Below are 26,067 nucleotides of genomic sequence, written 5' to 3' on the forward strand. Positions count from 1 at the left end.
TCATGATGAACGCTGACGCCACGGGGCGGGCAGGTGCGCTAAGACGTGCGCCGCGCGTGCTGGTCTCCCGCCGGTCTTTCTTGGCCGGATCGCTTCTCGCCGGCGCCGGCGCTCTGACTGCATGTTCTGGTTCCGGAGCAGCCACGGGCAGTCCCGTGGGAGCCTCGTCAGATCTCGTGAGGCGGCTTGAGCAGGAGCGACGCTCCCCCGGCCAAACGGTGGTATCTGCGCAGTTGACCCCCCGTCCGGTCGACGTTGATCTGGGTGGCCGAGTCGTCTCAACGTGGGGATACGACCAACAATTGCCAGGCCCACTGGTGCGGGCCCAAGCTGGAGAGCGGCTGCAGATCACCGTGGACAACCAGCTGCCCCAGGAGACCAGCGTGCACTGGCACGGGATCGCCATGAGCAACGACATGGACGGGGTTCCCGGGTTGACGCAGGACCCGATCGCACCAGGCACCACGTTCACTTACGACTTCACCGCCCCAGACCCGGGCACGTACTTCTACCACTCACATTCGGGTCTGCAACTCGATCGGGGCTTGTACGGAGTGGTGATCATCGATGATCCGGGCGAGCCCGGCGACTACGACCATGAATGGCTCGTGGTCCTTGACGACTGGGTCGACGGGACCGGTCGGACCTCCGACGATGTCGCCCGTGATCTGGGCATCGGTGCCGACACCGCAGATGCCGGGATGCAGGGGATGGACCACGACATGATGGACATGCACGGGGGTGAGGGGTCGATGATGTCCCCCATCCTCGGCAGCGCCGGGGATGTCACCTACCCGCACTTTCTGATCAATGGTCGACTCCCTGTCGACCCCTACGTTTGGAGAGCGGCGCGGGGCCAACGCGTGCGCATCCGGTTCGTCAATGCCGGCGCCGACACCGCGTTCCGGGTAGCGCTTGGCGGGCACCGGATGACCGTCACTCACACTGACGGCTTTCCCGTGCTTCCCGAGGACACCGATTCCCTTCTGATCGGCATGGGTGAACGGTTCGATGTTGTGGTCACGCTCGGCGACGGCGTGTTCCCGTTGTTCGCTCAGCCCGAAGGCAAGGATGGCCACGCGCAGGCCCTTGTACGTACAGCAGCGGGCGATCTCCCGACAAATTCCCGACCAGTCGAAGTGGACCGGCGTCCGCTATTGGGTACCGACTTATCCCCCAGCGAGGCAGTGCGTCTGTCTAACCGAAGTCATGATCGGTACCACAGTGTTGACCTGGGCGGGACGATGTCGCCGTACCGGTGGACCCTCAACAGCCAAGTCCACCCGGATTCGGTGCCGCTGGAGGTCAACAGTGGGGAGCGGGTGCGGATGCGGATGCGGAACATGTCCGACATGTTCCATCCGATGCACCTGCACGGACATACGTTCGCGCTCGCGGACAGCGGGCTTCGCAAGGATACCGTCACGATTCGGCCGATGCGCACTATTGAGATCGAGTTCGACACCGATAATCCTGGCCAGTGGGCGTTGCACTGCCACAACGCCTATCACCAAGAGGCCGGGATGATGACCACTCTGTCTTACCTCGCCTGACCGGCAAGGTAATCCACTCGCGGGCCCGAAAGTCCGCAGAAGAAAGGGAACCCAGATGAATCGAAAGAAGCTTGTGATGACCGCCGCTGCCGCCGCGGTCCTGCTGGGGCTGTCCGCCTGCACCAGCGACGAGACCGACACGGCCAGCGAGACCACGACCGCCGTCGAGACCACTGCGACCAGCGGGAGTTCGACCACCGAGCAGGCAGAGGAATCAGCTCAGCATTCCGAGGCTGACGTGATGTTCGCCCAGATGATGATCCCCCACCATGAGCAAGCCATCGAGATGAGCGACATCATCTTGTCCAAGGATGATGTCCCCGCCGACGTCACCTCGCTGGCCGAGGAGATCAAGGCGGCCCAGGGGCCCGAGATCGCGCAGCTGACCGACTGGCTTGAGCAGTGGGGCGAGCCGACGCAGCCCGAAGGCATGGACATGGACATGGGCGGTGACCATGACATGGCGCAGATGGAGGGCATGCTCTCCGATGAGGACGTGCAGCAGTTGTCCGACGCTCCCGGCCCTGAGGCTGCCGAGTTGTTCCTTAACCAGATGATCGCCCACCACGAAGGTGCCGTGGCCATGGCCGAAGACCAGGTGGAGAACGGCACGTACCCGCCGGCTGTCGATCTGGCGCAAACCATCATCGACACCCAGCAGCAGGAAATCGACACCATGCGGCAGTTGCTTGACCCCATGTAGAAAACGAAGCCTTGTATACCCGGCGGGGTCGATGGCAGTCCGACCCCGCCGGAGACCGTCTGGGCATCAACACATTTTCTTGTCCCTGCCAGAAACGAGATACGCATTCATGCTTTCGCACCGAAAGCGGGCCTGGGCCTCAATAGCCATCCTTGCATCGGCTCTCATCGCGACCGCGTGTTCGAGCCCGCAGCAGACGCCAGCACCCGAATCCGGGGACGCCTCATCGACGGTCGGCACCGCATTAACACCCGCGCTTGACCATGTGCACGGACTCCACCTCGATGCTGAGGGCAGGGTGCTGGCCGGCACGCATACGGGGCTTTTCGTCCTCAACCCCGATGGCGAGACCACCCGCGTCGGCGACGCCGACGACGACTTCATGGGGCTCACAGGCGCGCCCGGGACGGATAACCTCTACGCCTCGGGCCATCCTGGCCCGTCAAGCTCCGCCCCCAATCCTCTCGGACTCATCGAGAGTGTCGACGGCGGCCAGTCGTGGGCGACGAAATCCCTCTCCGGCGAAGTCGACTTTCACGCCCTGACCACTGACGGAAACACCCTTGTCGGACTCGACACCGCCAACGGAATTCGAACGTCCACCGACTCGGGCGTCAGTTGGACCGACGGCATCGAGATAGCCGCGAGAGCATTGGCGATTACCGACGAGGGCATCTGGGCCACAACCGCAGGAGGCCTACAACTCAGCACCGACATCGGGCGCACATTCGCATCAGTACCAGCTGCTCCCGAACTCCTGCTGATATCTGCAGCCGAAGACGGCACCCTCTGGGGGATCGATACCGACGGCACCGCCTGGCGCAAGAACGTCAACGACGATGAGTGGCAGCAGGGACCAGTTGTCGGTGATGTCGAAGCCATCATCGCCGCGGACCAGGACACTGCCTACGCTGCTGATGGACGGTCATTTCATACATTAACGATTCCCTGAAACGTCGTCGGCGGCGCAAACCAAGGCCGACCGAAGACGGAATGGAAACTACCGGTCAGAACGCATACGAACTCGAGGGAGAAGTGGTGAGGAAAGAAGCGATGCTCGCAGGCGGAGCCGCACCAGAGCGCACACCGGCGAAACGGCTTGCCTCGGTCGCGGTGGCCTTGGTGGCCGCAGTAGGACTGAGCGCGTGCACGATCGGGGACACCGAGGACGCCTCGACGGCCGCTGCACCGAAAGAAGCCCCCGCCGCTGCGGCCGTCATTCACACCTCGTTCGAAGATGGGACAGTGGCCGCGACGCCGCGGGAACCGATCGTCTTGGATGTGACAGACGGTGCGTTCGACGATGTCACGGTCACAAACGAAGAAGGCCGCGAGGTCGAAGGCGAGTTCAACGCGGAACGCTCCCAGTGGCGCACCACCGAGACTCTGGGCTACAACCGGGATTACTCGATCGAGGCGAGCGCTACTAACGACGACGGTGAGACGATTACAGACTCGTCCTCGTTCAGCACCGTGGTCCCGAACTCGACCACCAGCGCGAGCCTGGTGACCGGTCAGGGCCACACGGTAGGTATCGCGCAGCCGGTCGCGGTGCGTTTCGAGTCCGCCGTCGGCGACCGTAAGGCCGTCCAGGACGCCATCGAGGTCACCACGACCCCCGCCGTCGAAGGAGCCTTCTACTGGGTGTCGCCCTCGGAGGTTCGCTGGCGCCCCGCCGAATTCTGGGCACCGGGCACCGAGGTCGACGTCGACGTCAACATCTACGGCACCGATATGGGCGAAGGCCTTTACGGAGCCCAGGACGCAAACAGCAACTTCACGATCGGCGACGAGGTCATCACCACGATCGACGACAACACCAAGACAATGACGACCCGAATCAATGGCGAGGTCGTCAGCAGTAGCCCGGTCTCACTAGGAAAGGCATCGACACCCACCCCGAACGGCACCTACTACATCGGCGACCGATACGAATCGCTCATCATGGATTCATCGACGTTTGGTGTGCCGGTCGACTCGGCCGACGGCTACCGGCTTTCAGTCAACTGGGCCACCCAGATGTCCTACAGCGGGATCTACGTCCATGCCGCCCCATGGTCCGTTGAACAACAGGGCTTCACCAACGTCAGTAACGGCTGTATCAATGTCACCGACGCCTACGCCAAGTCGTTCCAGAACAACAGCAACCGTGGCGACGTGGTCGAAGTCATCAATACCGTCGGACCAACACTTCCTGGGACCGACGGACTGGGCGACTGGAACATCCCGTGGGAGACCTGGCGTGCCGGAAATGCCGATCAGGCCTGAGGGGTCCAGTCACTATTCTGACCTCGACCAAAGGCCAGGCCAAAATCGTCCGGCGAGCGCGGGAATAGCCAAAATGCACACTCTTCCGTGGTCATTGATCGACGTTTGAATTTCCTGACATTCGACGTTCATGGACGAGGGAGTCTCGCCGGATTCGTTTTTGGCGGCCCCACCGGCACAAACGAACAATGGCAGCCAGCAGGTGCGCAAGATGGTGCGCGACATCTGGTGCAACCAGCCGGTGGACGCGAATACGCCCGGAGCTAATACGCAGACCTTCCACTAAACGGGCCCTTCACTATGAAGGGCCACTAAACGATGCCGAGCTGTAGTTTCTGCGAACTCACCCTTCCCCAAATTTCCCCCATCTTCGAGGGCACGAGGGTTCTCCACCATGGTCTCGATCGTTCCAGCCTGTCCTGAGTGTCAGCTCGCCAGCGGAAATTCTTGATCAGACCTCCACCTGATCTCCACACAAATACGCGGGCGTACCGGCCAATGTGGAACTCGACCGGAAGGCAGGGGCGCGGTATGGAGTGGGCGAGTGTAACCGTGGTGGCCATTGGCCTGGGCGTGTTCTGGGCCAGCGTGCTCTGCCTCATTGTCGCCCTGACAGGGACCGCTCCCCAGGCGTGAGACACCCAGGGACCAATCGATGGGTGAGCCGGGTTCAACCACCTACCCCACATACCCCATAGGGGTATAATTGGAGGTGTTCCAGTGAGCACCAGCAACGAATATGAAGAGGAGAAGATGTCTATCCAGCCTCGCAGTAACCTTCCGTTGGAAGCGATCGCTGAATCCTGCACGTGCTGCTCCACACCCAGACCCTCGGTGCCGATGCCGATCCACGGTCTCCAGACCGACCGCCACGCCCCGCACCCGGCGCCACCACCCCCCAGACACCGGCGGGCCACACGCTCGGGACTGAGAAGTAGCGAAGGACGATCGCGATGATGTGGAACAACGGGATGGGTTCGGGAATGGGCTGGATGTGGATCTTCTGGCTCTTGGTCATTCTGGGCACGGTGGTGGTCACCGTCGTCCTGGCGAAAGCGTTCACCGGCGGCCGGGGCCAGACCGGAGGGCATGAGCATGTCAAAACCGGGGAACGCCCGCGCCAGCCGCGAGAGATCCTGGACGAACGCTACGCCCGTGGAGAGCTAACCACCGAGGAGTACCGGGAGCGACTACACACTCTGGGCGAGGGACGGCAGTGAGCGAGCTGACCCGACGGCAGCTCCTCGCACTGGGTTTGGCAGGGGCCGGCACCGCCGCCGTGGGCGGGGCCGGCCTGTGGTGGACCGTCAGTGAGGGCAACACCACGAACAGTGGTGGCTTCTCCGACGGTGGTGACGACCTTCTCGAGCCGGACGTGGTGGCCAGTCGGGACGGTGTGCTCGATCTGGAGTTGGTCGCCGCCCCCGCCCGGGTCAAGATCGGCGGGCGAAACGCAAACGTGCAGGCGTTCAACGGCACACTCCCAGGCCCCACCCTGCGCGTTCGGGGCGGAGACACGATCCGAGTGGCGATTGCCAACGAACTCGACACCCCGACCAACCTGCACGTACACGGGTTGCACGTCTCCCCCGAGGGCAATGGCGACAACCCCTTCGTCAGCATCTCCCCCGGCGAGTCCTTCGACTACGAAATCGTCCTGCCAAACGACCACCCGCCCGGGACTTTCTGGTACCACCCCCACCACCACGGCCATGTCGCTGACCAACTGGCGGCCGGACTCTACGGAGCGATCGTTGTTGAGGACCCCGAGCCGGTCCCGGTGTCCCGTGAGCGCACCTTGGTCGTCTCCGACATCACCCTCGACGGCACTGGCAACCCGGCTGCCGCGTCCCCGCCCGAGAAGATGATGGGCCGTCAAGGCGAGATAGTGATGGTCAACGGCCAGGTTCGGCCCCGGGCCACCGCTTCGCCGGGAGAGCGAGAGCAGTGGCGGATCGTCAACGCCTGCCCGTCCCGCTACCTGCGCCTGACCCTGGATGGTCAGTCTCTGCGCCTGCTCGGCCGTGACACCGGCCGCCTACCCGAACCTGTCGACCTCACCGAGGTGACGCTGGCTCCCGGAAACAGAGTCGAACTCCTGGTGGACGCTCGCCAGGGCACCTCCACTCTGCTCAGCATCCCGGTGGACCGCGGCGCCATGCCTGGCATGATGGGCGGACCCATGGCCGGTGCGTTCCCGGCGGACGACGAGCCGATCGGTCTGCTCACGCTGGACGTGACTGGGCCCCCGGCGGACGAACCCGATCCCGTGCCCGCAGGACCGGCCCTGCGGGACCTGCGCACCGCACCGGTAACTGCCCGTCGAACCCTGGAATTCGCCATGGGCATGGGCATGGGCCGTGGGATGCGCGGAGCCGAATCGATGATGTCGTTCACCATCAACGGCCGACAGTTCGACGCCGACCGAAACGACATCACGGTCCGCGCCAGAACTGTGGAGGAATGGACCCTGACCAACACCAGCCCCATGGACCACCCAATGCACCTGCACGTGTGGCCCATGCAAGTCCTCGACGACGGCGAGTCACCCACCTGGCAGGACGTGGTCAACATTCCGGCCTTCGGCCGCGTCACCATCCGCGTGGCCTTCGACGACATCGTCGGCCGCACCGTCTACCACTGTCACATCCTCGACCACGAGGACCTCGGCATGATGGGCACGATCCTGGCCCGCTGAACTCGGCGCACCCGACCGCAAGCACACCGCCAACCCCGCCCGACGAGAAGAAAGTACGGTACCGCATGGATCGCAGCGCCCAGTCCTCGAACTCACTGACCCTCACTGGATCCGTTGCGCTCGGGACGGGGGTGATGATCGGGGCGGGCATTTTCGCCCTGGTAGGGCAGGTCGCCGAGCTGGCCGGGGGGTGGATGCCGTGGGCCTTCCTTGCCGGGGCAGTGGTGGTGGCCTTCAGCTCCTACTCCTACATCCGCTACTCAGCCACCAACCCTTCCTCGGGCGGAATCGCGATGCAACTCAAAGCCGCGTATGGACCCGGGGTCGTGGCTGGCTCGGTTTCGCTGTTCATGTACGTGTCGATGATCCTCGCCGAGTCCCTTCTCGGCCGAACCTTCGGTACCTACATGCTGCGACCGTTCGGGATGCAGGACTCCGACGTGTGGGTCCCGGTGCTGGCCGTCCTCGCCATCGCCGGCGCCGCACTCGTGAACCTGGTGGGCAACCAACTAGTGGAGCGCTCTGCCACGGTCACCGCAGCGCTCAAGATCGTCGGCATCGCGGTGCTGGCGATCGCGGGAATCCTCGCCGCGGGACTCTCCTCCCTGCCCCGGCTCATTACCGCCGCTGGACGCACGCCACCAGACCAGGGATGGGTGGGCTTTCTCGCCGGTGTCACCCTATGCATCCTGGCGTACAAGGGGTTCACCACGATCACCAACCACGGCGGGGATCTGAAGAACCCCAAGCGCAATATCGGCCGCTCAATCATTATTTCCATCGCCCTGTGCACGGCGCTCTATCTATTGATCACCGTCGCAGTCACTGCGAGCCTGACCGTGCCAGAGATCATCGAGGCCCGCGACTACGCACTGGCCGAAGCAGCCCAGCCGATGTTCGGCGACTGGGGCATGAGAATAACCGTGCTTATCGCGGTGGTCGCCACACTGTCTGGACTGATCGCGAGCCTATTCTCAGTCTCGAAACTCTACGACATGCTCCGAGAAATGGGCCAAGCCCCGGGCCTGCCCGGCCGGCCAGGACATCAGTCGCTCTACATCACCGCCGGGCTGGCGATCGTGATGGCCGCCTTCTTCGACCTCTCCCAGATCGCCTCCCTTGGCGCTATCTTGTATTTGGCCATGGACATTGCCATCCACTTCGGGATCATCCGCCGTCTCAAAAACGACGTCGCCGCCAACTCCTGGATCCCGTTGCTCGCGATCATCCTTGACCTCGCGGTACTGGTGCCCTTCCTGCTCACCAAGAGCCAATCGGACCCGTTCACCCTCGTCATCACCGCGCTAGTGGCCCTAGCCATCGTCCTCGCCCAGTGGCTCGCCGTGCGACACCACCAACACCAGTGAGAACACAGAGCACACCAGAGACTCCAACCAACCCAGCGCGATTCAGGCCGCACGACGCGCGTCCGCTGAGCGCGTTGAGGCGCGCATCTCCCCACACTTGTGGCACACGCCGTACCGGCTTCACCGAACCTTCACGTGAAGGACAGTTCGTCCTTCACAAACACTTGGCAGATTGGGGGTGTACCGATCAATGGTCCCGTGCACTCGGGGCTGGATCGAGCACCCAGGAGGAAACGATGCAGGCGAGATGGAGTATCAACATCACCCCTATCGAAAGGGGCGCTCGCATCGTGTTGGGTCTTCTCGGTGTCGTTGGCGGAGGAATTCTGCTCAGCCAGGCGGACTCCACGGGCGCGGTGATCGTGGAGCTGTTGTTGATCGTGGCTGGTCTGGACCTGATCGTCACTGGTGGGACCGGGCACTGTCCACTGTACAAAAAATTGGGCCGCCTCCCGCTTCGGAAAGGACACCCCTCATGAGCGAGCAATCACCCCAGGAGCGACGGCGCCAGCCACTAGACGCGCCCCCTGATCAGCCCCCCGTTGCGGGGTCGGCTTCCCCCTACAGCGATGGGCCTCTGGAAGAGCAGTACCCGCCCGAGCCCTCGAAGCCCGGACGCTCCGGTCATCGTTGGATGATGCTCGCGTGTTGTGTCCCGATGCTCGTTCTTGTCGGGGTCCTGCTGGTGACCGGGGTCGCAGGCACCGGAGTGATCGTGTTTGGCGCGCTGTGCGTGGCGATGATGGGCCTGATGATGTTCGCAATGCCCGGTGGCCACGGCCATTAACCCGCCACTACACGCTCCTGGGATCCATCAGCCCGATGATTGCCGCTGCGGCGATGGCATTGTCCTCCCTGTCGGTCGTGGTCAACGCCAACCGACTCCGGGGCTTCACTGCCGAACGGGCCGCTGATGACTCCGCGGTGTCGCTCGCCTCCGAACCTGTGGTGGAAGTCGGCGACGACCGCCACGATCCTGGATCAGAGCCAACTCCCCATGCCACTGACCCGGTATGCGGCATGAGCGTGGACCCGGCCTTTGCCACTGCCAGCGCCACCCACGAGGGCCACACCTACTACTTCTGTTCCGGCCACTGCGCGAGAGTATTCGACACCCGACCCACAGACTTCGCCGCCACCACCGAGCGAGGAAGCGCCCCGCCGCAATGACCTCCACCAGAGATGCTCTCCTCCAGACGCGAGCACTAACTCGCACTGACCCGATCAGATCCTCAATTTCGACCATATTTCGCCCTGCCGGTTGCTCCCGGTGGGGATGAGCAATCACACCAGAACTGACCTTGCGGTCAGGAGGAGGGGTTCATGACTCACGGACACGGAGGCCACAGTTACACGGACGGTGCGCGCGGCCCTGGGTGGGGACTGGCCATCTCGGCGTGGCTGACGGGAATTTACTTCTTCATTGAAATTAGCATCGGGTTATGGACCGGTTCGGTCGCGGTGATCTCAGATGCCTTCCACACTTTCTCGGCCGTCGGTGGCGTACTGGTGGCCATCATTGCTGCACGGCTCGCTCGCCGGCCAGCAGATGAAGACCGCAGCTTCGGCTGGTATCGCGCGGAAATTGTCGGCGCATTGGTCAACGGCGGTTTCCTGCTGGTGATGGCGCTGGTAGTGATCGTGATGGGCGGGATGCGGCTAACTGCCCCGATCGACCTGTCCACTACGCCGATGTTGTGGGCAGCCGCGGGCGGTTTGCTCACTGAAGTCATCTCGTTGGGTCTGATATGGAAACAAAGTCGCACTGATCTGAACGTCCGCGGCGCACTGTGGCACATTCTTCAGACCTTTGTGGGCAGCCTCCTGATCATCGTCACCGCACTCGTGATCCGCTTTACCGGTTTCTTGCTGATCGACCCACTCTTGGGCATTGCTTTCGGTGTGGTATTGCTGTGGGCGAGCTGGGGCATCTTGCGGGATGCTGCCCATCTACTGATGGCGGGCACACCGACCGACCTCAGCCTTCCCGAGATCACGGCAGCACTGGAGGACACCGAGGGGGTCCAAGGGGTGCACCACGTTCACGCGTCAGCACTGACCAGCGGACGCTATATCTTCTCCGGACACCTTCGAGTGGTCGAGGGCGCCGATCCACAAACCGTCCTGCAAACAGCCTCCACTGTGCTCGAAAACAAGTTCGGGTTCTTCTTCACCACCTTGCAAGTGGAGACCGGCCACCTTGATGAGGCTGGCGCCGAAGCGATCGACATCACGCGGCCCGCGCCGAAAAATAGAACATGAAGGCGCTACTGCTGCTGGCTTTGATCACCGTGTCTGAAGCGACTATCGGCGTATTTGTCAAGCTTAGCGACGGGTTGATTCCCGTCCAGACGCTGACGTTTTACGCGATGGCCTTCGCGGCGGTGTTTCTGTTCATTGCGCGGGCACTGGCGAGCCGGGAATGGCCCCGGTTCCCGCGCGGGAACGTAAAGGACACGGTCATCATCGGCGCGCTGATCGCGGCCCAGGGCGGAGTGTTCAACTACGCCATGACGTTGGTGCCCATCGCCAATGCGGTGATATTCTGGAGTATTGCCCCGTTCTTCGTGTTCATTTTTTCTGCACTGTTTCTTGGCGAGAAGGCGCACAAGCGCTACATCGGGATTTTCGTCATTGCGTTGGCCGGTATCGCCGTGGCTAACCCGCTCAGCGGCGGTCACACCCTGGGCAATCTTGTGGCGTTGGCAACCGGGGCGATCTATGCGGCGATGATCACCTACATGCGTTATGAGGGCAAGACCGAGACGGGTAACGACATAGCCTGGTCGCTCCTGGCCGCGGCACTGGTGCTGTCGCCCTCGCTGCTGCTCGTCGGGCCCGGCAAGGTCTCAGCCACAATCTCCTATCCCGGGCTAGGTATCTCCGTGCCGGTGATGCTTTGGGTGGGGGGTTTGGGCGTGATTTCCACAGGATTCGCCTATTTCGGCATCTCCATCGTTTTGAAATTTCTCAACGCCAATGTTTACTCGCTGGTCGATATCATTGTCTCCCCTGTGGTAGCCACGACATTGGGGTATCTGGTCTTCGCCGAAGTTCCGGCGCGGAGCACGATTTACGGGGCTGTACTGCTGCTCGGCGCCGGATTCTGGTTGACACGGGAGATGTCGCGGGGGGCAGAAAATCGAGCCGCGCACCCCTGTCAAATTGCCTCCCACCACACTTGAGAGTCCAGGGGTTCGTGCACGAGGTGAACCACGACGTCGTCTTCGACGTTTAGCTGGCTGTCCTCAGTGGGGTGCGGCCCGGTGCGGCAATCCGGTGGAACACCATGGCTGCCGCGAGCGTGATCCCAGCTAGCCAGCCAAGGGCCAGTAACGCCCCGGCGGTCTCGTCGAAACTGGGGGTGAACGCTGCGTCGGTCAAGACGCGAACAGCTCCATGGGAGGGCATCCAAGTCGCCCAGTCGGGTGGGGCGGCGTCGAACATGATGTTCTGGGCCAACCCGACATCAAGGAAAGGCAGCATGAACATCAAGTACAGGCCGCCCAGGCGCCCGACTATAGGTCCGATCAGCACTCCGAGCATGGCGTAGGTCAGGGCAACCGCCAGGGTCGCGAGCGCGAACGCCACCCACGAACGCGGTTGGAAGCTGAAGCTGGTCACGCCCAGGGAGACTGCGCTGACCAACACTGCGGCCAAGAGGATCACCCCGAGACGAGCCGCGAGCACCTCTGCGGTGCGGTAGCCGGCCACAACGAGTCGCCGGTCGGCCTCGAGTGATCCGAGCACGACGAACAGGCCAGCCAGGCCGGCCAAGAAGGCCACGGTGATCGGCACCATGATCGCTCCGTGCACATCGATCATCGAGACAATGGCGATCGTGTCCTGGCCGCGCTCGGTGAGTGCAACGGGGGTGGGCTGATCAGGGGTGATGGCGATCGACAGAGAGATGAAAAAGAAGGGAAGACCGACAAGCAGAACCCACAGTGCGACGTTGCGTCGATACTCGCGCCAGGCGAACCGCGACGCCACCCGTGTGCGCCCCCAGGTCGACTCGGGTGCACGACGACTGGTGCGGCGGTGGCCGGTAGTCAACACGAGGACACCGAACGCGAGCACCAGCCCGCCAAGGGTCCAGACCGCTGCGGCGCCAAGGTCACTGAGCGGGCCCGCGTGGCCAGTGCTGGCATCGAGCATCACCAACGTCGGAAAGTGTGAAGGGAACACGCGGGTAATCCATGAGTCGGACGGACCCATCGCCGGTCCGAGGAATACATCGAACATCCACACGAAGACGATCACCAAAGAGCCGTTGACTTCGGAGCGCACTAGCGCACCCACCGCTGTGCCGAGTCCCAGGTATATGAGGGCAAACATGACGGTGGCTGTCACTGTGCGGCCCACGTCAACGATGTCGGTACGAAGCGCCAGCGCCAGAAGTGAACCGGCAACCGCCACGCCCGCCAACGCCAGAGACGACGCCAGCCTGGCCAGCACGACCCTCGTCGGGGAGGAATCCGTGGCAGCCAGTCGTCGATCTGCCTGACGGGACCCGCTGACGTGGAAGAACCCCGCCACGCCAGCCAGAAATGCTGAGGCCCAGCCGGCGGTCACCGCCTCCAACTGTCCGAGGCTGGCTTGCCCACCCAGGATCCGGGCGAACTCGGCAATCGTGTCCGCTGTCAAGGTCACAAACACCAGGGGCACGACGCCCAGTAGCACCAAATTTATTGGACGGCGGGCATACTCGACCAGATACCGCCACGTCAACGACACAGTGAATGGGGTCGTCATCGTAAGATCGTCCTGCCGTCGACCAGGTCGTAGATGCGGTCGAAGCGCTCGGCGTCAGTGATGAAATGGCTGATGATCAACAGACTGCGCCCGGACTCGCGCCGGTCTCGGGTCAACTGCCAGAACCGCTGGTAGGTGTCCCAGTCGAACCCGGCGTAGGGCTCATCCAGTAGCAGCAGGTCAGGGTCCGGAAGCAGCGCCAAGCCGAGGTTGAGCTTGGCCCGAGTCCCCCCGGACAGCGCCTCAACGCGAGCGTGCCTCCACGCGACAAAGCCCAACGTGGTGTAGATGTCGTCTTTGGACCGCTCGATCTCGTCGTCGTCCATGCGGTAGGCCCGACCGAACAGGTCGAAGTGCTCGTCGCAGGTCAGCCTCTCGTACAGGATCGGCTCCTGCGGACAGAATCCGATGGGCCCAGTGTGGCTAATGGTGCCGCTATCTCGGGGTAAAGCACCCACTAAAATTTTCATCAGAGTTGATTTCCCCGACCCATTTTCGCCCACTAGACCCACGATCTCGCCAGGTCGAAGCTCGATGTCCGCGCCGCGCAGCACGCGTCGGGTGCGCCGTCGTGGCCACCACCCGGTTCGGTAGGACTTAGCCACACCGTGAGCGGCCAACACCACCGTCTCCCCAATAGGGCTTTCAGGCAGGCCGGTAATTGGATCCTGGTCCGTCACATCTGCTCCTCATTCAAATACTGGTAATGATCTCGCAAAAAGATGAAGTTTGGAGTCACCTCCGATGAAGGTTCAATAAACATTCTGAAAGAGCACTCCGGGATTATGGCGGTGGCATTCTTCACATTCATACTTTGAGGGAGGCTCTGCCCAACTCCGGCCGTAACACCGCATACAGTCACATTGGATGCGAGCTAGAAAATCGCGGGCCACCCACCGCGGCGAGGAGGCTACCGATGTCCGACAGAACAGAAGAGGCGATGACCTTCCAGGCAGTGCATACATGGATCGCGTCCTCTCCCGCCGCCGGTGCAGCCACCGCTGCCGAAGTAGGGGTCACCGACGCGATGAGGTGCTCTGAGCTACACCACACCCTGGTGAGGTTGCCCCTCGGTCGCGGTACGGGTGGCACAAATCGGCAGAATTCCCACTGGGCAGGCAAGGACCACCCGCTCGCCGGCCTGCCCGCCAGCGGGCTCGTCGATCCGCTCGTCAACCTATTGCTTCGCTCGCAGCTCCTTGCGTGGGCCAAACCCAGCGGGCTCTTCGCGACCCTTCCCCTTGAAAGCGTCACCTCTCCCCTCCCGCGCCGATTGAGTTCTTGTAGCTCAAGACCCCCGGACCGGATGGCCAGCCCGAGCGACAAATCGGCAGACAGTCAACCGCGGGGGCGTCGATGACCTCCCCGCGAGCCGAAGGCGGATCCCCTGCGTTAACCGGCAAACCGTCCCCGCTTCGGATGTTATGGATCACCGCCGCCCTGGCTGCCTGCTTCCTCGGTATCAAATGGGGACTGCGCGATGCGCCGCTGCTGTGGTTTGCGGCCCTGCGAACGGCACCTACTACATCGGCGACCGATACGAATCGCTCATCATGGATTCATCGACGTTTGGTGTGCCGGTCGACTCGGCCGACGGCTACCGGCTTTCAGTCAACTGGGCCACCCAGATGTCCTACAGCGGGATCTACGTCCATGCCGCCCCATGGTCCGTTGAACAACAGGGCTTCACCAACGTCAGTAACGGCTGTATCAATGTCACCGACGCCTACGCCAAGTCGTTCCAGCACAGCAGCAACCGGGGCGACGTGGTCAAGGTCATCAATACCGTCGGACCGACGCTTCCCGGGACCGACGGGCTGGGCGACTGGAACATCCCGTGGGAAACCTGGCGTGCTGTAAATGCCGACCTAGCCTAAGAGGCCCTCGGCCAGGGTTCCGAACAATTGGTTGCGGATACAGACATGGCCGGGTGTTGGCCTGCGTTAATACGCGTCGCCCGTCTCTATGACGAACTGCTCGACTGCGGCAGCAAGGGCCTGGTTCGCGCTGCACCGCCAGCACGGTGAGCTCGTCTCCGCGCTTCCAAAGACCTTGCCGCCACGGCTCTTGCGCCCGCCTACTGGTCAATCCATACGGCGTCCGGGCGATCAGAGTGCAGGCGGAGTGAGCCGCGGACACAAGCGAACATCACCCTTGACCATTACCCCTACGGGGTATAGGTTCATTGGTGTTCGGATTGATCCGAGCCATCGGATGTCTCAACGAACTACACCCGTCAACGGAAGGAGCCGTCATGGCTACCAGCACCAAGGAGTACACCGTCCAGGGCATGACCTGCGGACACTGTGAGTCGTCGGTCAAGGAGGAAGTCGGCGAAATCGCGGGCGTCTCCATGGTGGAGGCCTCGAGCAAGACCGGAACGGTGTCGGTCTCCGGCGAGGGCTTCACCGACGAGCAGGTCGTCGCCGCCGTCAAGGAAGCCGGCTACACCGTCACCTCTTGACGCGAAGCGATCTCGCCAGCCCCAGCAGCTGGCGAGATCCCTGGCCCCGAGCACACCACCCGTTCACCGTGAAGGATTGATCCTCGATGACCCAGACTCAACCCTCCCAGATGCACCCCGCGGTGGATCTGATCGACATAGATCTGGGCGTCACGGGCATGACCTGCACTTCGTGCTCGGGGCGGGTCGAGCGCAAGCTCAACAAGCTCGACGGGGTGGACGCCACGGTCAACTTCGCCACCGAGTCCGCGTCCATCTCCTTCGACCCGAGCAAGGTCGACACGGACGCGCTCATCGAGACCGTGCGCGGTGCGGGATACGACGCGTTCACGATGAAGAATGACGACGACCAGGCTGTGGACGCAACTTCCGCAGGTGGCGGCGCCGGTCCCCGAGACCAGATCGAGGAGGCCAGGGAACGCGAGACCGCAGACCTCAAACACCGTCTGATTGTCTCGGCTGCACTCACGGTCCCGGTGGTCTTGCTGAGCATGATCCCGGCACTGCAGTTCACCAATTGGCAGTGGGCCGTGCTGACCATGGCCACCCCCATCTTCTTCTGGGGAGGCGCACCCTTCCACAAGGCCACCCTCGCCAACCTGCGGCACGGCTCGTTCACCATGGACACCCTGGTCTCCATGGGCACGGCGGCCGCCTACCTCTGGTCACTGTGGGCACTGTTCCTCGGCAACGCCGGCATGCCCGGCATGACCATGGAAGTGCATCTGCTGCCCACAAACTCCACGATGGACGAGATCTATCTGGAGACCGCCGCCGTGGTGATCTCCTTCCTGCTGCTGGGCCGCTGGTTTGAAACCAAGGCCAAGGGGCAGTCCTCCGCCGCACTCAAGGCGCTCCTCGACATGGGAGCCAAGGACGCCGCCGTCCTCCGCGACGGCGTCGAGGTCCGCATCCCCGTGGGTCAGTTGAAGGTCGGCGACATCGTCGTGGTGCGCCCGGGCGAAAAGATCGCCACCGACGGTCGCGTCACCGAGGGTTCGTCCGCGATCGACGAGTCCATGCTCACCGGCGAATCCGTCCCGGTTGAGGTCACGTCCGGCTCCACGGTGACCGGCGCAACCATGAACACCTCGGGAAGACTGCTGATCGAGGTCACCCGCACCGGCGAGAACACCACACTGTCCCAGATGGCCAAGCTGGTCACCGAGGCGCAGTCCAAGAAGGCCCCGGTCCAACGACTGGTCGACCGCATCTCGCAGGTCTTCGTGCCCATCGTGATCGTCATCGCGATCATCACCCTGCTCGTGCACTTGTTTGTGGTGGGAGCGGGACTGGCCACCGCGTTCACCGCCGCCGTGGCCGTGCTCATCATCGCCTGCCCGTGCGCACTGGGCCTGGCCACTCCCACCGCACTCCTGGTCGGTACCGGCCGCGGCGCCCAGATGGGACTGCTCATCAAGGGGCCCGAGGTCCTAGAGTCCACCCGGCGCGTCGACACCATCGTCATGGACAAGACCGGCACCGTCACCTCCGGAGTGATGTCCGTCAGCCAGGTCACCACTGCCGCCGGATTCGACCGGACGGATCTGCTGGTCAAGGCCGCTGCGGTGGAGGCCGCGTCCGAGCACCCGATCGCCCAGGCCATCGCCCGCGAGGGTGCAAAGAGTCTGGCGGGCGAGGGCCCCGTGGCCGACAGGGAGGCCGGATCCGCCATTCTGCCGGAGGTCACCGGGTTCACCAATACTGCAGGCCGTGGCGTCACGGGCACCGTCGACGGTGCCGTGGTGACCATTGGTCGCCCTGAGGGCTCCCTGCCGGCGGACCTGCGGACCGCGTTCGACGATGCCCAGAAGCAGGGCGGCACCCCTGTGGTCGCCCAGATCGACGGCACCGTCGCGGGCGTGATCACCGTCCGCGACACCGTCAAGCCCACCTCCGCCGAGGCGGTAGCCGGACTCAAAGCTCTCGGATTGACCCCGTGGCTGCTCACCGGCGACAACGCCGGAGCCGCACGTGTCGTGGCCAGCGAGGTCGGCATTGATCCGGCCAACGTGATCGCCGAGGTCATGCCCCACGACAAGGTCGCCCAGATCGAGAAACTGCAGGCCAAGGGCAAGAACGTCGCCATGGTCGGCGACGGCGTCAACGACGCGGCAGCTCTCGCCCGGGCCGAGCTCGGACTGGCGATGGGCGCCGGCACGGACGTGGCGATCGAAGCCTCCGACATCACTCTGATGAACGACGACCTGCGATCCGCCGTGGACGCGATCAGGCTGTCACGCCGGACCCTGGGCACCATCAAGGGCAACCTATTCTGGGCGTTCGCCTACAACCTCGCACTGATCCCCGTCGCTGCGATCGGACTGCTCAACCCCATACTCGCAGGCGTCGCAATGGCGTTCTCGAGTGTGTTCGTGGTGACCAACTCCCTACGCCTGCGCGGGTTCACCTCAAGCCACGCGACCCCCAACCACGACCAGACCAGGAGCCAGTCATGACGGATACCCCGGACCTCGCCATCGACCCTGCAGCCGAGCACGATGCCGAAGCCGCTGGCTGCGAGACCCACAGTCACCACGGCTACATGAAGGAAAAGGACCGCTACAAGGCCCGGCTCAAGCGGATCGAGGGCCAGGTGCGGGGCATCCACCGCATGATCGATGAGGAGCAGTACTGCATCGACATCCTCACCCAGGTCAGCGCCATCAATTCCGCACTGCGCAACGTCGCCCTCGGCCTGCTCGACGACCACATGCGCCACTGCGTCGCCGACGCAGTGAACGAGTCCGACGAGGCCGCAGAGATCAAATTCAAGGAAGTGGCCGACGCCATCGCCCGCTTCTCCCGCTAAGCGGGGGCGGGTAGGTGCATGGGAGGCCCCGGCAAGGTCGCGAGCAGGATGCTTCGCGGATGTAGCCGAGCCCCGAAATTCGGTGAACACGCCTCACCAACATACCCCGTTGGGGTATAGTTTGCGGGTGGGAAAGCCAATGAACTCGCACGGCAGAAACCAGGAGAGAACATGACATCTGATCGAATTCAGGATCCGGTCGACGCCGCCGGTTAGCTCGACGAACTCGCGGGCCCTATACCGGGCTGGCAACCCGGTTGTTCCAATCGTGCCAGGCCATCACCGCAGGTCGTCACCGAAAAAGCCTTCGGGTTCGAGCAATGTGGCTACGAAGTCGGGCCAAAGGCAGCTCACCCTGGCCCACGCCCTTGGGCGCCCGAAAGACCAGCAGCGGCGGAGGGTGCTTCCATCGTTCCGAGCGCCCTAGAAGGGAGCCGCCATCATCGTGGCGCCAGCCCGAACCACTCCCCTGACGAACATCTTGAGCAAACCTTCACACAATCTCCACCACAATCCGCTGGCTCACCCACGATCCTGACTGTCGGCCGGACCCCAGAACGCCAGGACGTGCGTCATCACCGACGGGAACGGCGATCCTGGGATGGGCGGTGTCACGAACGTGGTCGGCCGAGCACAGATGTCAGCACGATTCGATACCCTGCGGCGGTATCGGCTCGTGGCCCGGAGCAACTGCTACTTGGCCCCACGGGAAGAGATGTCCATGACCCCTAGAACACATCATGCGCTAGGGCTCACCGCTGTCAGGGAATCATGTTCTTGCTGTTTACTCCCTCGAAACTCCTGCATATCGAAGCTGCCGGACGCATGCCGCTCGAAGATCACGCCAACCAGGTGGCAATGGACAAGACGGAAGGGACCAAATGAATCAGTCGCACGATCATCATGACCACGCCCACAGTCACGGATCCGGCGGAGCCGCGGCCGGGCACCTCAACGAGCGAGACACGGCGGTAGCTGAGCACCATCACCCGGACGGGCCCCAGGAGACGACGGGCCACGCCCATGCGGGGCAGCATCACGCTGGCCATGAAGACCATGGCGGTCATGCGGGGCACGGAGACCATGTCGGGCAGTTCCGACGGCTGTTCTGGATCATGCTCGTTTTGGCGGTGCCGGTGGTCGGCTTCAATGACATGTTCGCCGACCTCATCGGTTACCAGCTGCCCGACGCCGGATGGGTGTGGTGGGTCTCCCCCGCCCTGGGCACAGTGATTTATCTCTGGGGTGGTCGGCCGTTCCTTACTGGCGCGGTGTCTGAGGTTCGCGCTCGGCAGCCCGGCATGATGCTGCTCATCGGCTTGGCGATCACCGTGGCGTTCATCGCCTCCTGGGGCGCAAGCCTGAGCTTGTTGGATCATGAGCTGAACTTCTGGTGGGAACTGGCGCTGCTGGTGGTCATCATGCTGCTGGGCCACTGGATTGAGATGCGTTCCCTGGCGCACACCACCTCTGCACTCGATTCTCTGGCGGCGCTGCTGCCTGATGAGGCCGAGAAGGTCGACGGCGACGACGTGGTCACCGTCGCACCGGCCGATCTGCTGGTCGGCGACGTCGTAATTGTCCGCCCCGGTGCTTCTGTGCCCGCCGACGGCAGGATCATCGACGGCTCGGCCAGCATGGACGAGTCCATGGTGACCGGCGAATCCAAGGCGGTCCGGCGTGAGATCGGCGAGCAGGTGGTCGCCGGCACGGTGGCCACCGACTCCGGCTTACGCGTCGAGGTCTCCGCAATCGGTGACGACACTGCCCTGGCCGGAATTCAGAAGCTGGTGGCCGACGCGCAGGCATCCTCCTCGCGGGCCCAGCGCATCGCTGACACCGCGGCCGGCTGGTTGTTCTGGTTCGCCCTCGCATCGGCCGTGATCACCGCTGTCATCTGGAGTGTTCTGGGGATGCCGGATGCGGGGGTGGTGCGCACGATCACCGTGCTGGTGATCGCCTGCCCGCACGCGCTGGGTTTGGCGATTCCGTTGGTGGTCTCGATCGCCACCGAACGCGCCGCCCGCGGCGGGGTGCTGATCAAGGACCGCCTCGCGCTCGAATCGATGCGCACCGTCGACGCCGTCCTGTTCGACAAGACCGGCACCCTGACCAAGGGCGAACCCACCGTCACCGGAATCGAACCGATCGAGGGACACACCCAAGACGAGGTACTCGCCCTCGCCGCGGCGGCCGAGAGCGACAGCGAGCACCCGCTCGCCAGAGCAGTGGTCGGGGCCGCAAGGGCCCGCGAACTGACCGTGGCGAAGGCGACCGACTTCTCCTCCTCGCCAGCTGTGGGCGTGAAGGCCACGGTGGAGGGCACCGTGGTCGAGGTCGGCGGCCCCTATCTCCTCGACCAGCACGATCGCGACGAACTCCCCGTCGCCGATCAGTGGCGTACCGAGGGCGCGATCATCCTGCACGTCCTCGCCGATAGCCGGGTGATCGGCGCGCTGCGGTTGGCCGATGAGATCCGGCCCGAGTCCCGTGACGCCGTCGACGCGCTCCATGCTGCCGGTGCGCAGGTCGTCATGATCACCGGCGATGCTCAGGCCGTCGCTGACACCGTCTCCGCCGAGCTCGGCATCGACCGGGTCTTCGCCGGGGTCCGGCCCGAAGACAAGGCCGCCAAGGTCGCCCAACTCCAGCACGAGGGCCGCAAGGTCGCCATGGTCGGCGACGGGGTCAACGACGCGCCCGCACTGGCCCAAGCCGATGTGGGCATCGCCATCGGCGCCGGGACCGACGTGGCGATCGGCTCCGCCGGCGTCATCCTGGCCTCATCGGATCCCCGCTCTGTGCTCTCGGTCATCGAACTCTCCCGGGCGAGCTACCGCAAGATGAAGCAGAACCTGTGGTGGGCCGCCGGCTACAACCTCGCCGCCGTGCCCCTGGCCGCAGGTGTCCTGGCCCCGGTCGGATTCGTGCTGCCCATGAGCGTCGGCGCCATCCTCATGTCGCTATCGACAGTCGTTGTCGCTCTCAACGCCCAGCTGCTACGCCGCCTCGACCTGAGTCCAGAATCCGTCACAAGAGCGATGGAGCGATGATAAACACGATGACCATCAGACACCACTCGCGGCGACGAGTCGCGTCCGCGTTCCTTGCTGCCGCCGCGTTAACTTTCGCCGGCTGCTCGACCGGGCCGTCCGAGAACGCTTCGACAGAACCACCCAACCCGTCGTTGGAGTCCTACGGCCTCGCCGGTCTCGACGCGCCCCAGATCATCAACAAACTCGACACCATGCCGGTGGCCGATAGGCCGGATGATCTGATCGCCTCGGTGCAGCCGACCGAACTGGTCTTGACCAGTAGCGATGAGGGCCTGGCAACGATGCCGATGCCAGATGACCAGTTCTATCTGTCAGTGGCGCCCTACAACACCAGCACCCACCCCTGCCAGTTCCACAGCCTGACCACCTGCCGCGGTGAGATGGCCACCGAGGAGGTGCACGTCACCGTCACCGATACCGCCACCGGAGACATCCTCATCGACGAACCACGCACCACCTACGACAACGGCTTCCTCGGATTCTGGCTACCGCGAGACATCACTGCCACGCTCACCATCGACTACGACGACAAGTCGGCCACTGTTCCGATCGCCACCGGAGACCAGGACCTCACCTGCCTGACCACCATGAGACTCACCTGACAACCCCCCTCCCCGCATCAACAACCCCCCGCCGGGTCGCGGCCCCCGGCCGGCAGGGAAGGCGGTGCGTCCCGCATGGACCACAGCACCGCCAGTCAGAGGTAGCGGCAGATCGTCTCGGCTTGGCAGGTCGCAGGGTCCACTGTGCGGCTGGCGGACTGGAGCTGGGCGACTGCCTGACGCAGCTGCAAGAGATCGGCTATCTGCTGGTCGATCTCGTCCAGTCGAGTCACCAGGAGCGTGTCGACGTGAGCGCAAGGTGCCTGTCCGTCATCGCGAATCCGGAGGATCTCACCGATGCGGGCAAGCGATAGTCCCGCGCTCTGGCCCCGCCGGATGAAATCGAGCCGGGAGATCACGTGCTCGGGGTAGTCACGGTAGCCGTTGAGGGTTCGTTGTGGGGGCGGGAGCAGGCCCACGGATTCGTAGTAGCGAAGGGTTTTCGGAGTGGTGCCCGCCGTGGCAGCCAGTTCGCCGATCCTCATTGGAATTACCGCTCCTTCGAGACCGCCTGGGTTGACCTTCCAGTGCGCTGGAAGGTCCATCCTAATGAGCGAAGAAAGAGAGGGGCCATCTGATGGAACCGGGTTTCGAATTCGATTTGGCGGTGGTGGGCTCCGGCGGGGCAGCCATGACGGCCGCTATCACCGCTCGCCAGGCCGGCAGGACGGTGCTGGTGATCGAGCACGGCACCATCGGCGGCACCTGCGTGAACATCGGGTGCGTCCCGTCCAAGGCGCTGCTGGCCGCTGCCGGCACCCGCCAGGTCGCACTGACCAATCCCTTCCCCGGGGTCCCCACCCTCGCCCGGGGCGTTGATCTGGGAGCGCTGGTCAAGCAGAAGGACCAGCTGGTCACTCGACTGCGAGAGACCAAGTACGCCGACGTCGCGAACGCCCATGGCTTCGAGATCCGCCGTGGGGAGGCTTCCTTCCTCGATCCCGACACTCTGGTGATGGATGGGGATCCGGTGGCGGCCGGTTCGGTGGTACTGGCCACCGGAGCAGAACCGGCACTACCGAAGGAGGTGACCGGGCTGGACGAGGTGGAGCATCTGACCTCGACCACCGCCATGGAATTAACTGAACTGCCCGACTCCATGATCGTCATTGGCGGTGGCTACGTCGGTATCGAACAGGCCCAACTCTTCGCCCATCTGGGCACCCGGGTGACCATCATCGGCAGGATCACCCCTGCTGCCGAGCCGGAGATGGTCGCCATCCTTCGCCAGGCCCTGGCTCAGGACGGGATCACGGTGATCGAGGAGCACGCCACCTCTGTCGACCGGCAGAACGCACAGGTCACAGTCCGTACCGCTTCGGGCCGCAGCCACTGCGCAGAACGGCTACTAGTGGCCACCGGGCGTCGCCCGTCCACAGACCGCCTCAACCTGCCAGCCGCAGGCATCACCACCGACCCGGACGGATTCATCCTCGTCGACGAGCATCAGCGCACCACCAACCGGCGCGTCTTCGCCGCCGGTGACGCCACCTCGGCACCCCAGTTCGTCTACGTCGCTGCTGCCACCGGGAAAGCCGCCGCGGCCAACGCCCTTCGCACCGATCCGCAGGGCCCAGGCGAGGTCGTCGACTACACCGGACTGCCAGCGGTGATCTTCTCCCGCCCCCACCTGGCCACCGCCGGGCTCACCGAGGCCGCAGCCCGGGCCGCCGGGCACCGCTGCCAATCCCGGGTGATGAGCTTCGAAGACCTGCCGCGCGCCTTAGTCGACCAGGACACCCGCGGGGCGATCAAAATGGTCGCCGAAACAGAAACCGGAAGAATCCTCGGACTCAGCGCAATCGGAGACCACGCCGGAGAAATCATGCTCGCCGCGACCTACGCCATCACAGCCGGGATGACCACCCGCCAGATTGCCGACACCTGGGCCCCCTATCTGACCACCTCCGAAGCCCTGCGCCTGGTCGCAGGCACCTTCCACACCGAACTACCCACCTCCTGCTGCGCCTGAACACCGCCTCCACATGAGGGGGCTTGGTCATTCGCGATCGAGGTATCCTGCCGCCTGGGCTTCGAGTCGAGGAGGATGACGTCATGCCAAAGGACGTTAATCCCGCTACTGAACCACCCCACCAAGGCGAACAAGGCGCCCGGGCGCGAACTGCTCTGGTCGTCTCGGTCACGCTGCTGGTCGCGGCGGACCTCGGAGTTAAAACTTGGGCGGGCGGAGCACTGGCCGACGGCCATACGGTGGACCTAGGACTAATGCAGCTGCGCCTGGGCTTCAACTCCGGGGTGGCGTTCAGCCTCGGCGATGGCCTCCCCGCCGGCGTCGTTCTCGCCATCACTGGACTCATCATCGGTGCGCTGGCGATCTTCACCTGGCGGGCCACCCGCACCGCAACGCGCACAGTACGACTGGCGCTGGCCCTGATCCTGGGCGGAGCTGTGGCCAACTTCATCGATCGCGCCACCGACGGGCTGGTGACTGACTACCTACACACCGGTTGGTTCCCTACCTTCAACCTCGCCGATGTCTTCATCACCGGTGGCGCCGTGGTGCTGATCGTGGCCACCCTCACCGGTCGCGACAAGGCCGAGGCCTTGGAGATGCCAGCAGCTTCGGCCCGGCAAGCCAGGGGACCTCATGACCACTGAGGTGGCCGTAGCAGCGTTGGCTCTATATTTGTTCGGCCTGGTGGCCGCTGTCGGGGTGCGCTCCTAGCGCCACCATCAGAGCACCGGTTCCACCGCTTGCGCGGCCTGAGCGGTGCGCGCCCGGATCAGTCGGGAGGTGGGGTGAGATCTGGTGGCGGGTCAGCGACGATCACGACGCGCGATGTCAGGACCTGCGCGCCTTCCGCGACAGAGAGTCCGAGTTGCACCGATATTCTGCGGCAGATGCCTGGCAGCGGCTGACCCGGCAGGTCTATCCCCTGCCCGCAGAGCGCGAGCCCGCTTGGTCGGCAGCCAGTCGATGACGTCGCGCTCGCCTCTAGTTCGGTCGTACCTGTCCGACTAGGTGACGACGCGGCCGTACCCGGCCGATGCGGCCCGGCTCTGTCTCTTCCACCGCACGCCACGACCGGTGGGCCGGACCGAAGCGCCACATTATAGACTCTTGGCTAGCCGTTGCAGTCCGAACTGCGCCGTAACTTTTCCACGCCGGTGCGGCGCTCCGTTTGGAGATAGGGGTTGTCTCGGTTCAAGTGCGTGGAGCTAGATGGATGCGAGTGAGCTATGCGTAGGACCCCCTTCGTCGCGGTGATCGCCGCGGTCGCCCTGGGCCTGGCCGGGTGCACCTCGGAGAACACCGAGACCGAGACGGAGACGACCGCAGCCGCGACCGCTGGCGCGGCGCCCATTGTGGTGGAGGATGCGTGGGTCAAGGCCACTGACGTCAATGGGGGTACTGACCACGGCGAGGTCACTGGTGACCCCGGTTCCGGTGATTCGAACGCGCACGGCGACGGCGGCGCGATGGCACCGGTGTTTGGAATCGTGCGAAATCAATCCGATGCGGATGTCCGCCTGGTCGAGGTGACCTCCGCGGTTTCCGGTGAGGCCGAGTTGCACGAGACCGTCTCGGGGGCGGCGGGTGGCTCGATGATGCGGGCGCGAGAGGGCGGCTTTGTCATCCCGGCGGGCGGAGAGCTTGTGTTCGAGCCTGGCGGGAATCACATCATGCTGATGGGAGTGCACGAAGCGATCCGCACGGGCCAGGAAGTCACCGTGACCCTCACATTGGAGAACGGCGATACGAGCGAGATCGTCGCCTCGGCACGGTCGTTCGAGGGGGGCAATGAGCAGTACCAGGGCGGGGAGTGA

The 26,067-nt window shown here is 64.0% G+C and carries 25 protein-coding genes and 1 pseudogene; 22 read left to right on the forward strand and 4 right to left on the reverse strand.

Features of this window, described 5'->3' with window-relative positions; genetic code table 11:
* Positions 1 to 5 precede the first annotated feature (5 nt).
* The 13 genes from AB5G72_RS11430 (at position 6) to AB5G72_RS11490 (ending at position 11,774) form a co-directional block, all read left to right on the forward strand.
* Complete coding sequence (locus AB5G72_RS11430) at positions 6 to 1,553, forward strand: multicopper oxidase family protein (protein WP_269529594.1); 1,548 nt, start codon at positions 6 to 8, stop codon at positions 1,551 to 1,553.
* 76 nt (positions 1,554 to 1,629) lie between these two features.
* Entirely contained in the window at positions 1,630 to 2,256 is a 627-nt protein-coding gene (locus AB5G72_RS11435; RefSeq protein WP_096907541.1) for a DUF305 domain-containing protein, read from the forward strand.
* Positions 2,257 to 2,365: 109 nt separating this feature from the next.
* Positions 2,366 to 3,208 carry a F510_1955 family glycosylhydrolase gene (locus tag AB5G72_RS11440; RefSeq protein ID WP_440219914.1) on the forward strand — a complete coding sequence of 281 codons (843 nt, stop codon included), beginning with the start codon at positions 2,366 to 2,368 and terminating at the stop codon, positions 3,206 to 3,208.
* Between the two features lie 41 nt (positions 3,209 to 3,249).
* Positions 3,250 to 4,524, forward strand: coding sequence for a L,D-transpeptidase (locus AB5G72_RS11445; RefSeq protein ID WP_181694399.1), 1,275 nt, complete (start codon positions 3,250 to 3,252; stop codon positions 4,522 to 4,524).
* A gap of 130 nt (positions 4,525 to 4,654) precedes the next feature.
* Positions 4,655 to 4,810, forward strand: a complete 156-nt coding sequence (locus AB5G72_RS11450; protein WP_156523497.1) for a hypothetical protein — start codon at positions 4,655 to 4,657, stop codon at positions 4,808 to 4,810.
* Between the two features lie 667 nt (positions 4,811 to 5,477).
* Positions 5,478 to 5,744 (forward strand): SHOCT domain-containing protein, encoded by a 267-nt coding sequence (locus AB5G72_RS11455; protein ID WP_003862069.1) that lies wholly within the window; start codon positions 5,478 to 5,480, stop codon positions 5,742 to 5,744.
* Positions 5,741 to 7,222 (forward strand): multicopper oxidase family protein, encoded by a 1,482-nt coding sequence (locus AB5G72_RS11460; RefSeq protein WP_096905124.1) that lies wholly within the window; start codon positions 5,741 to 5,743, stop codon positions 7,220 to 7,222. Before AB5G72_RS11455 ends, AB5G72_RS11460 begins: the two co-directional genes overlap by 4 nt.
* A 65-nt stretch (positions 7,223 to 7,287) precedes the next feature.
* A complete protein-coding gene (locus AB5G72_RS11465; RefSeq protein WP_096905123.1) occupies positions 7,288 to 8,589 on the forward strand; it encodes an APC family permease in 1,302 nt (433 codons plus the stop codon).
* Between the two features lie 236 nt (positions 8,590 to 8,825).
* A complete protein-coding gene (locus tag AB5G72_RS11470) occupies positions 8,826 to 9,068 on the forward strand; it encodes a YgaP family membrane protein (protein WP_076599981.1) in 243 nt (80 codons plus the stop codon).
* Between the two features lie 179 nt (positions 9,069 to 9,247).
* Positions 9,248 to 9,376 carry a hypothetical protein gene (locus AB5G72_RS11475; RefSeq protein ID WP_256385638.1) on the forward strand — a complete coding sequence of 43 codons (129 nt, stop codon included), beginning with the start codon at positions 9,248 to 9,250 and terminating at the stop codon, positions 9,374 to 9,376.
* A 35-nt stretch (positions 9,377 to 9,411) separates the two neighbouring features.
* Complete coding sequence (locus AB5G72_RS11480) at positions 9,412 to 9,759, forward strand: YHS domain-containing protein (RefSeq protein WP_440219915.1); 348 nt, start codon at positions 9,412 to 9,414, stop codon at positions 9,757 to 9,759.
* A gap of 153 nt (positions 9,760 to 9,912) precedes the next feature.
* A complete protein-coding gene (locus AB5G72_RS11485) occupies positions 9,913 to 10,851 on the forward strand; it encodes a cation diffusion facilitator family transporter (RefSeq protein ID WP_096907173.1) in 939 nt (312 codons plus the stop codon).
* Positions 10,848 to 11,774: a DMT family transporter gene (locus tag AB5G72_RS11490; protein ID WP_440219916.1), complete on the forward strand. Its 927-nt coding sequence runs from the start codon at positions 10,848 to 10,850 to the stop codon at positions 11,772 to 11,774. The genes AB5G72_RS11485 and AB5G72_RS11490 overlap by 4 nt, the downstream gene beginning before the upstream one ends.
* A 49-nt stretch (positions 11,775 to 11,823) precedes the next feature.
* Here the strand turns inward: AB5G72_RS11490 and AB5G72_RS11495 are convergent, their stop codons facing one another.
* Positions 11,824 to 13,344 carry an ABC transporter permease gene (locus AB5G72_RS11495; protein WP_096907172.1) on the reverse strand — a complete coding sequence of 507 codons (1,521 nt, stop codon included), beginning with the start codon at positions 13,342 to 13,344 and terminating at the stop codon, positions 11,824 to 11,826.
* Complete coding sequence (locus AB5G72_RS11500; protein ID WP_096907171.1) at positions 13,341 to 14,024, reverse strand: ATP-binding cassette domain-containing protein; 684 nt, start codon at positions 14,022 to 14,024, stop codon at positions 13,341 to 13,343. The genes AB5G72_RS11495 and AB5G72_RS11500 overlap by 4 nt, the downstream gene beginning before the upstream one ends.
* Positions 14,025 to 14,855: 831 nt before the next feature.
* On the opposite strand from AB5G72_RS11500, the pseudogene AB5G72_RS11505 reads away from it, so the two are divergent.
* The 4 genes and pseudogenes from AB5G72_RS11505 to AB5G72_RS11520 form a co-directional block, all read left to right on the forward strand.
* A pseudogene (locus AB5G72_RS11505) lies at positions 14,856 to 15,221 on the forward strand (L,D-transpeptidase); the annotation flags it as partial.
* A 377-nt stretch (positions 15,222 to 15,598) separates the two neighbouring features.
* Positions 15,599 to 15,808: a heavy-metal-associated domain-containing protein gene (locus AB5G72_RS11510; protein ID WP_007625927.1), complete on the forward strand. Its 210-nt coding sequence runs from the start codon at positions 15,599 to 15,601 to the stop codon at positions 15,806 to 15,808.
* 86 nt (positions 15,809 to 15,894) lie between these two features.
* The gene (locus AB5G72_RS11515) at positions 15,895 to 18,267 is read left to right on the forward strand and encodes a heavy metal translocating P-type ATPase (RefSeq protein WP_067718071.1); all 2,373 of its coding nucleotides are present in this window, start codon (positions 15,895 to 15,897) and stop codon (positions 18,265 to 18,267) included.
* Positions 18,264 to 18,620, forward strand: a complete 357-nt coding sequence (locus AB5G72_RS11520) for a metal-sensitive transcriptional regulator (protein WP_017838595.1) — start codon at positions 18,264 to 18,266, stop codon at positions 18,618 to 18,620. Before AB5G72_RS11515 ends, AB5G72_RS11520 begins: the two co-directional genes overlap by 4 nt.
* 839 nt (positions 18,621 to 19,459) lie before the next feature.
* Here AB5G72_RS11520 and AB5G72_RS11525 read toward each other — a convergent pair.
* Positions 19,460 to 19,687, reverse strand: coding sequence for a hypothetical protein (locus AB5G72_RS11525; protein ID WP_241737405.1), 228 nt, complete (start codon positions 19,685 to 19,687; stop codon positions 19,460 to 19,462).
* 48 nt (positions 19,688 to 19,735) lie between these two features.
* On the opposite strand from AB5G72_RS11525, the gene AB5G72_RS11530 reads away from it, so the two are divergent.
* Complete coding sequence (locus AB5G72_RS11530) at positions 19,736 to 21,673, forward strand: heavy metal translocating P-type ATPase (RefSeq protein ID WP_440219917.1); 1,938 nt, start codon at positions 19,736 to 19,738, stop codon at positions 21,671 to 21,673.
* Between the two features lie 8 nt (positions 21,674 to 21,681).
* A complete protein-coding gene (locus tag AB5G72_RS11535; protein WP_173674812.1) occupies positions 21,682 to 22,278 on the forward strand; it encodes a CueP family metal-binding protein in 597 nt (198 codons plus the stop codon).
* 95 nt (positions 22,279 to 22,373) lie between these two features.
* On the opposite strand, the gene AB5G72_RS11540 is transcribed toward AB5G72_RS11535, so the two are convergent.
* Positions 22,374 to 22,763, reverse strand: a complete 390-nt coding sequence (locus AB5G72_RS11540) for a heavy metal-responsive transcriptional regulator (protein ID WP_061230215.1) — start codon at positions 22,761 to 22,763, stop codon at positions 22,374 to 22,376.
* 92 nt (positions 22,764 to 22,855) lie between these two features.
* Between AB5G72_RS11540 and merA the strand changes: the two genes are divergently transcribed.
* The 3 genes from merA (at position 22,856) to AB5G72_RS11555 (ending at position 26,067) form a co-directional block, all read left to right on the forward strand.
* Complete coding sequence (gene merA / locus AB5G72_RS11545; protein ID WP_440219918.1) at positions 22,856 to 24,250, forward strand: mercury(II) reductase; 1,395 nt, start codon at positions 22,856 to 22,858, stop codon at positions 24,248 to 24,250.
* An 83-nt stretch (positions 24,251 to 24,333) separates the two neighbouring features.
* The gene (gene lspA, locus AB5G72_RS11550; protein ID WP_154828172.1) at positions 24,334 to 24,897 is read left to right on the forward strand and encodes a signal peptidase II; all 564 of its coding nucleotides are present in this window, start codon (positions 24,334 to 24,336) and stop codon (positions 24,895 to 24,897) included.
* Between the two features lie 582 nt (positions 24,898 to 25,479).
* On the forward strand, positions 25,480 to 26,067 hold the full coding sequence (locus AB5G72_RS11555) for a copper chaperone PCu(A)C (protein WP_096907166.1): 588 nt from the start codon (positions 25,480 to 25,482) through the stop codon (positions 26,065 to 26,067).

This window comes from Dietzia sp. MNB45 (genome assembly GCF_051994785.1).
Classification (GTDB): Bacteria; Actinomycetota; Actinomycetes; order Mycobacteriales; family Mycobacteriaceae; genus Dietzia; species Dietzia kunjamensis.

What these genes read in the sequence shown, in the direction of transcription:
- AB5G72_RS11440 (WP_440219914.1), top strand. Translation starts at nt 2,366, where the DNA reads ATGCTTTCGCACCGAAAGCGGGCCTGGGCCTCAATAGCCATCCTTGCA.
- AB5G72_RS11450 (WP_156523497.1), top strand. Translation starts at nt 4,655, where the DNA reads ATGGACGAGGGAGTCTCGCCGGATTCGTTTTTGGCGGCCCCACCGGCA.
- lspA (WP_154828172.1), top strand. Translation starts at nt 24,334, where the DNA reads ATGCCAAAGGACGTTAATCCCGCTACTGAACCACCCCACCAAGGCGAA.
- AB5G72_RS11520 (WP_017838595.1), top strand. Translation starts at nt 18,264, where the DNA reads ATGACGGATACCCCGGACCTCGCCATCGACCCTGCAGCCGAGCACGAT.
- AB5G72_RS11475 (WP_256385638.1), top strand. Translation starts at nt 9,248, where the DNA reads ATGCTCGTTCTTGTCGGGGTCCTGCTGGTGACCGGGGTCGCAGGCACC.
- AB5G72_RS11480 (WP_440219915.1), top strand. Translation starts at nt 9,412, where the DNA reads ATGATTGCCGCTGCGGCGATGGCATTGTCCTCCCTGTCGGTCGTGGTC.
- merA (WP_440219918.1), top strand. Translation starts at nt 22,856, where the DNA reads ATGGAACCGGGTTTCGAATTCGATTTGGCGGTGGTGGGCTCCGGCGGG.
- AB5G72_RS11465 (WP_096905123.1), top strand. Translation starts at nt 7,288, where the DNA reads ATGGATCGCAGCGCCCAGTCCTCGAACTCACTGACCCTCACTGGATCC.
- AB5G72_RS11525 (WP_241737405.1), bottom strand. Translation starts at nt 19,687, where the DNA reads ATGACCGCCATGGTCTTCATGGCCAGCGTGATGCTGCCCCGCATGGGC.
- AB5G72_RS11435 (WP_096907541.1), top strand. Translation starts at nt 1,630, where the DNA reads ATGACCGCCGCTGCCGCCGCGGTCCTGCTGGGGCTGTCCGCCTGCACC.
- AB5G72_RS11455 (WP_003862069.1), top strand. Translation starts at nt 5,478, where the DNA reads ATGATGTGGAACAACGGGATGGGTTCGGGAATGGGCTGGATGTGGATC.
- AB5G72_RS11510 (WP_007625927.1), top strand. Translation starts at nt 15,599, where the DNA reads ATGGCTACCAGCACCAAGGAGTACACCGTCCAGGGCATGACCTGCGGA.
- AB5G72_RS11515 (WP_067718071.1), top strand. Translation starts at nt 15,895, where the DNA reads ATGACCCAGACTCAACCCTCCCAGATGCACCCCGCGGTGGATCTGATC.
- AB5G72_RS11470 (WP_076599981.1), top strand. Translation starts at nt 8,826, where the DNA reads ATGCAGGCGAGATGGAGTATCAACATCACCCCTATCGAAAGGGGCGCT.
- AB5G72_RS11430 (WP_269529594.1), top strand. Translation starts at nt 6, where the DNA reads ATGAACGCTGACGCCACGGGGCGGGCAGGTGCGCTAAGACGTGCGCCG.
- AB5G72_RS11445 (WP_181694399.1), top strand. Translation starts at nt 3,250, where the DNA reads ATGGAAACTACCGGTCAGAACGCATACGAACTCGAGGGAGAAGTGGTG.
- AB5G72_RS11555 (WP_096907166.1), top strand. Translation starts at nt 25,480, where the DNA reads ATGCGTAGGACCCCCTTCGTCGCGGTGATCGCCGCGGTCGCCCTGGGC.
- AB5G72_RS11535 (WP_173674812.1), top strand. Translation starts at nt 21,682, where the DNA reads ATGACCATCAGACACCACTCGCGGCGACGAGTCGCGTCCGCGTTCCTT.
- AB5G72_RS11490 (WP_440219916.1), top strand. Translation starts at nt 10,848, where the DNA reads ATGAAGGCGCTACTGCTGCTGGCTTTGATCACCGTGTCTGAAGCGACT.
- AB5G72_RS11540 (WP_061230215.1), bottom strand. Translation starts at nt 22,763, where the DNA reads ATGAGGATCGGCGAACTGGCTGCCACGGCGGGCACCACTCCGAAAACC.
- AB5G72_RS11485 (WP_096907173.1), top strand. Translation starts at nt 9,913, where the DNA reads ATGACTCACGGACACGGAGGCCACAGTTACACGGACGGTGCGCGCGGC.
- AB5G72_RS11530 (WP_440219917.1), top strand. Translation starts at nt 19,736, where the DNA reads ATGCTCGTTTTGGCGGTGCCGGTGGTCGGCTTCAATGACATGTTCGCC.
- AB5G72_RS11495 (WP_096907172.1), bottom strand. Translation starts at nt 13,344, where the DNA reads ATGACGACCCCATTCACTGTGTCGTTGACGTGGCGGTATCTGGTCGAG.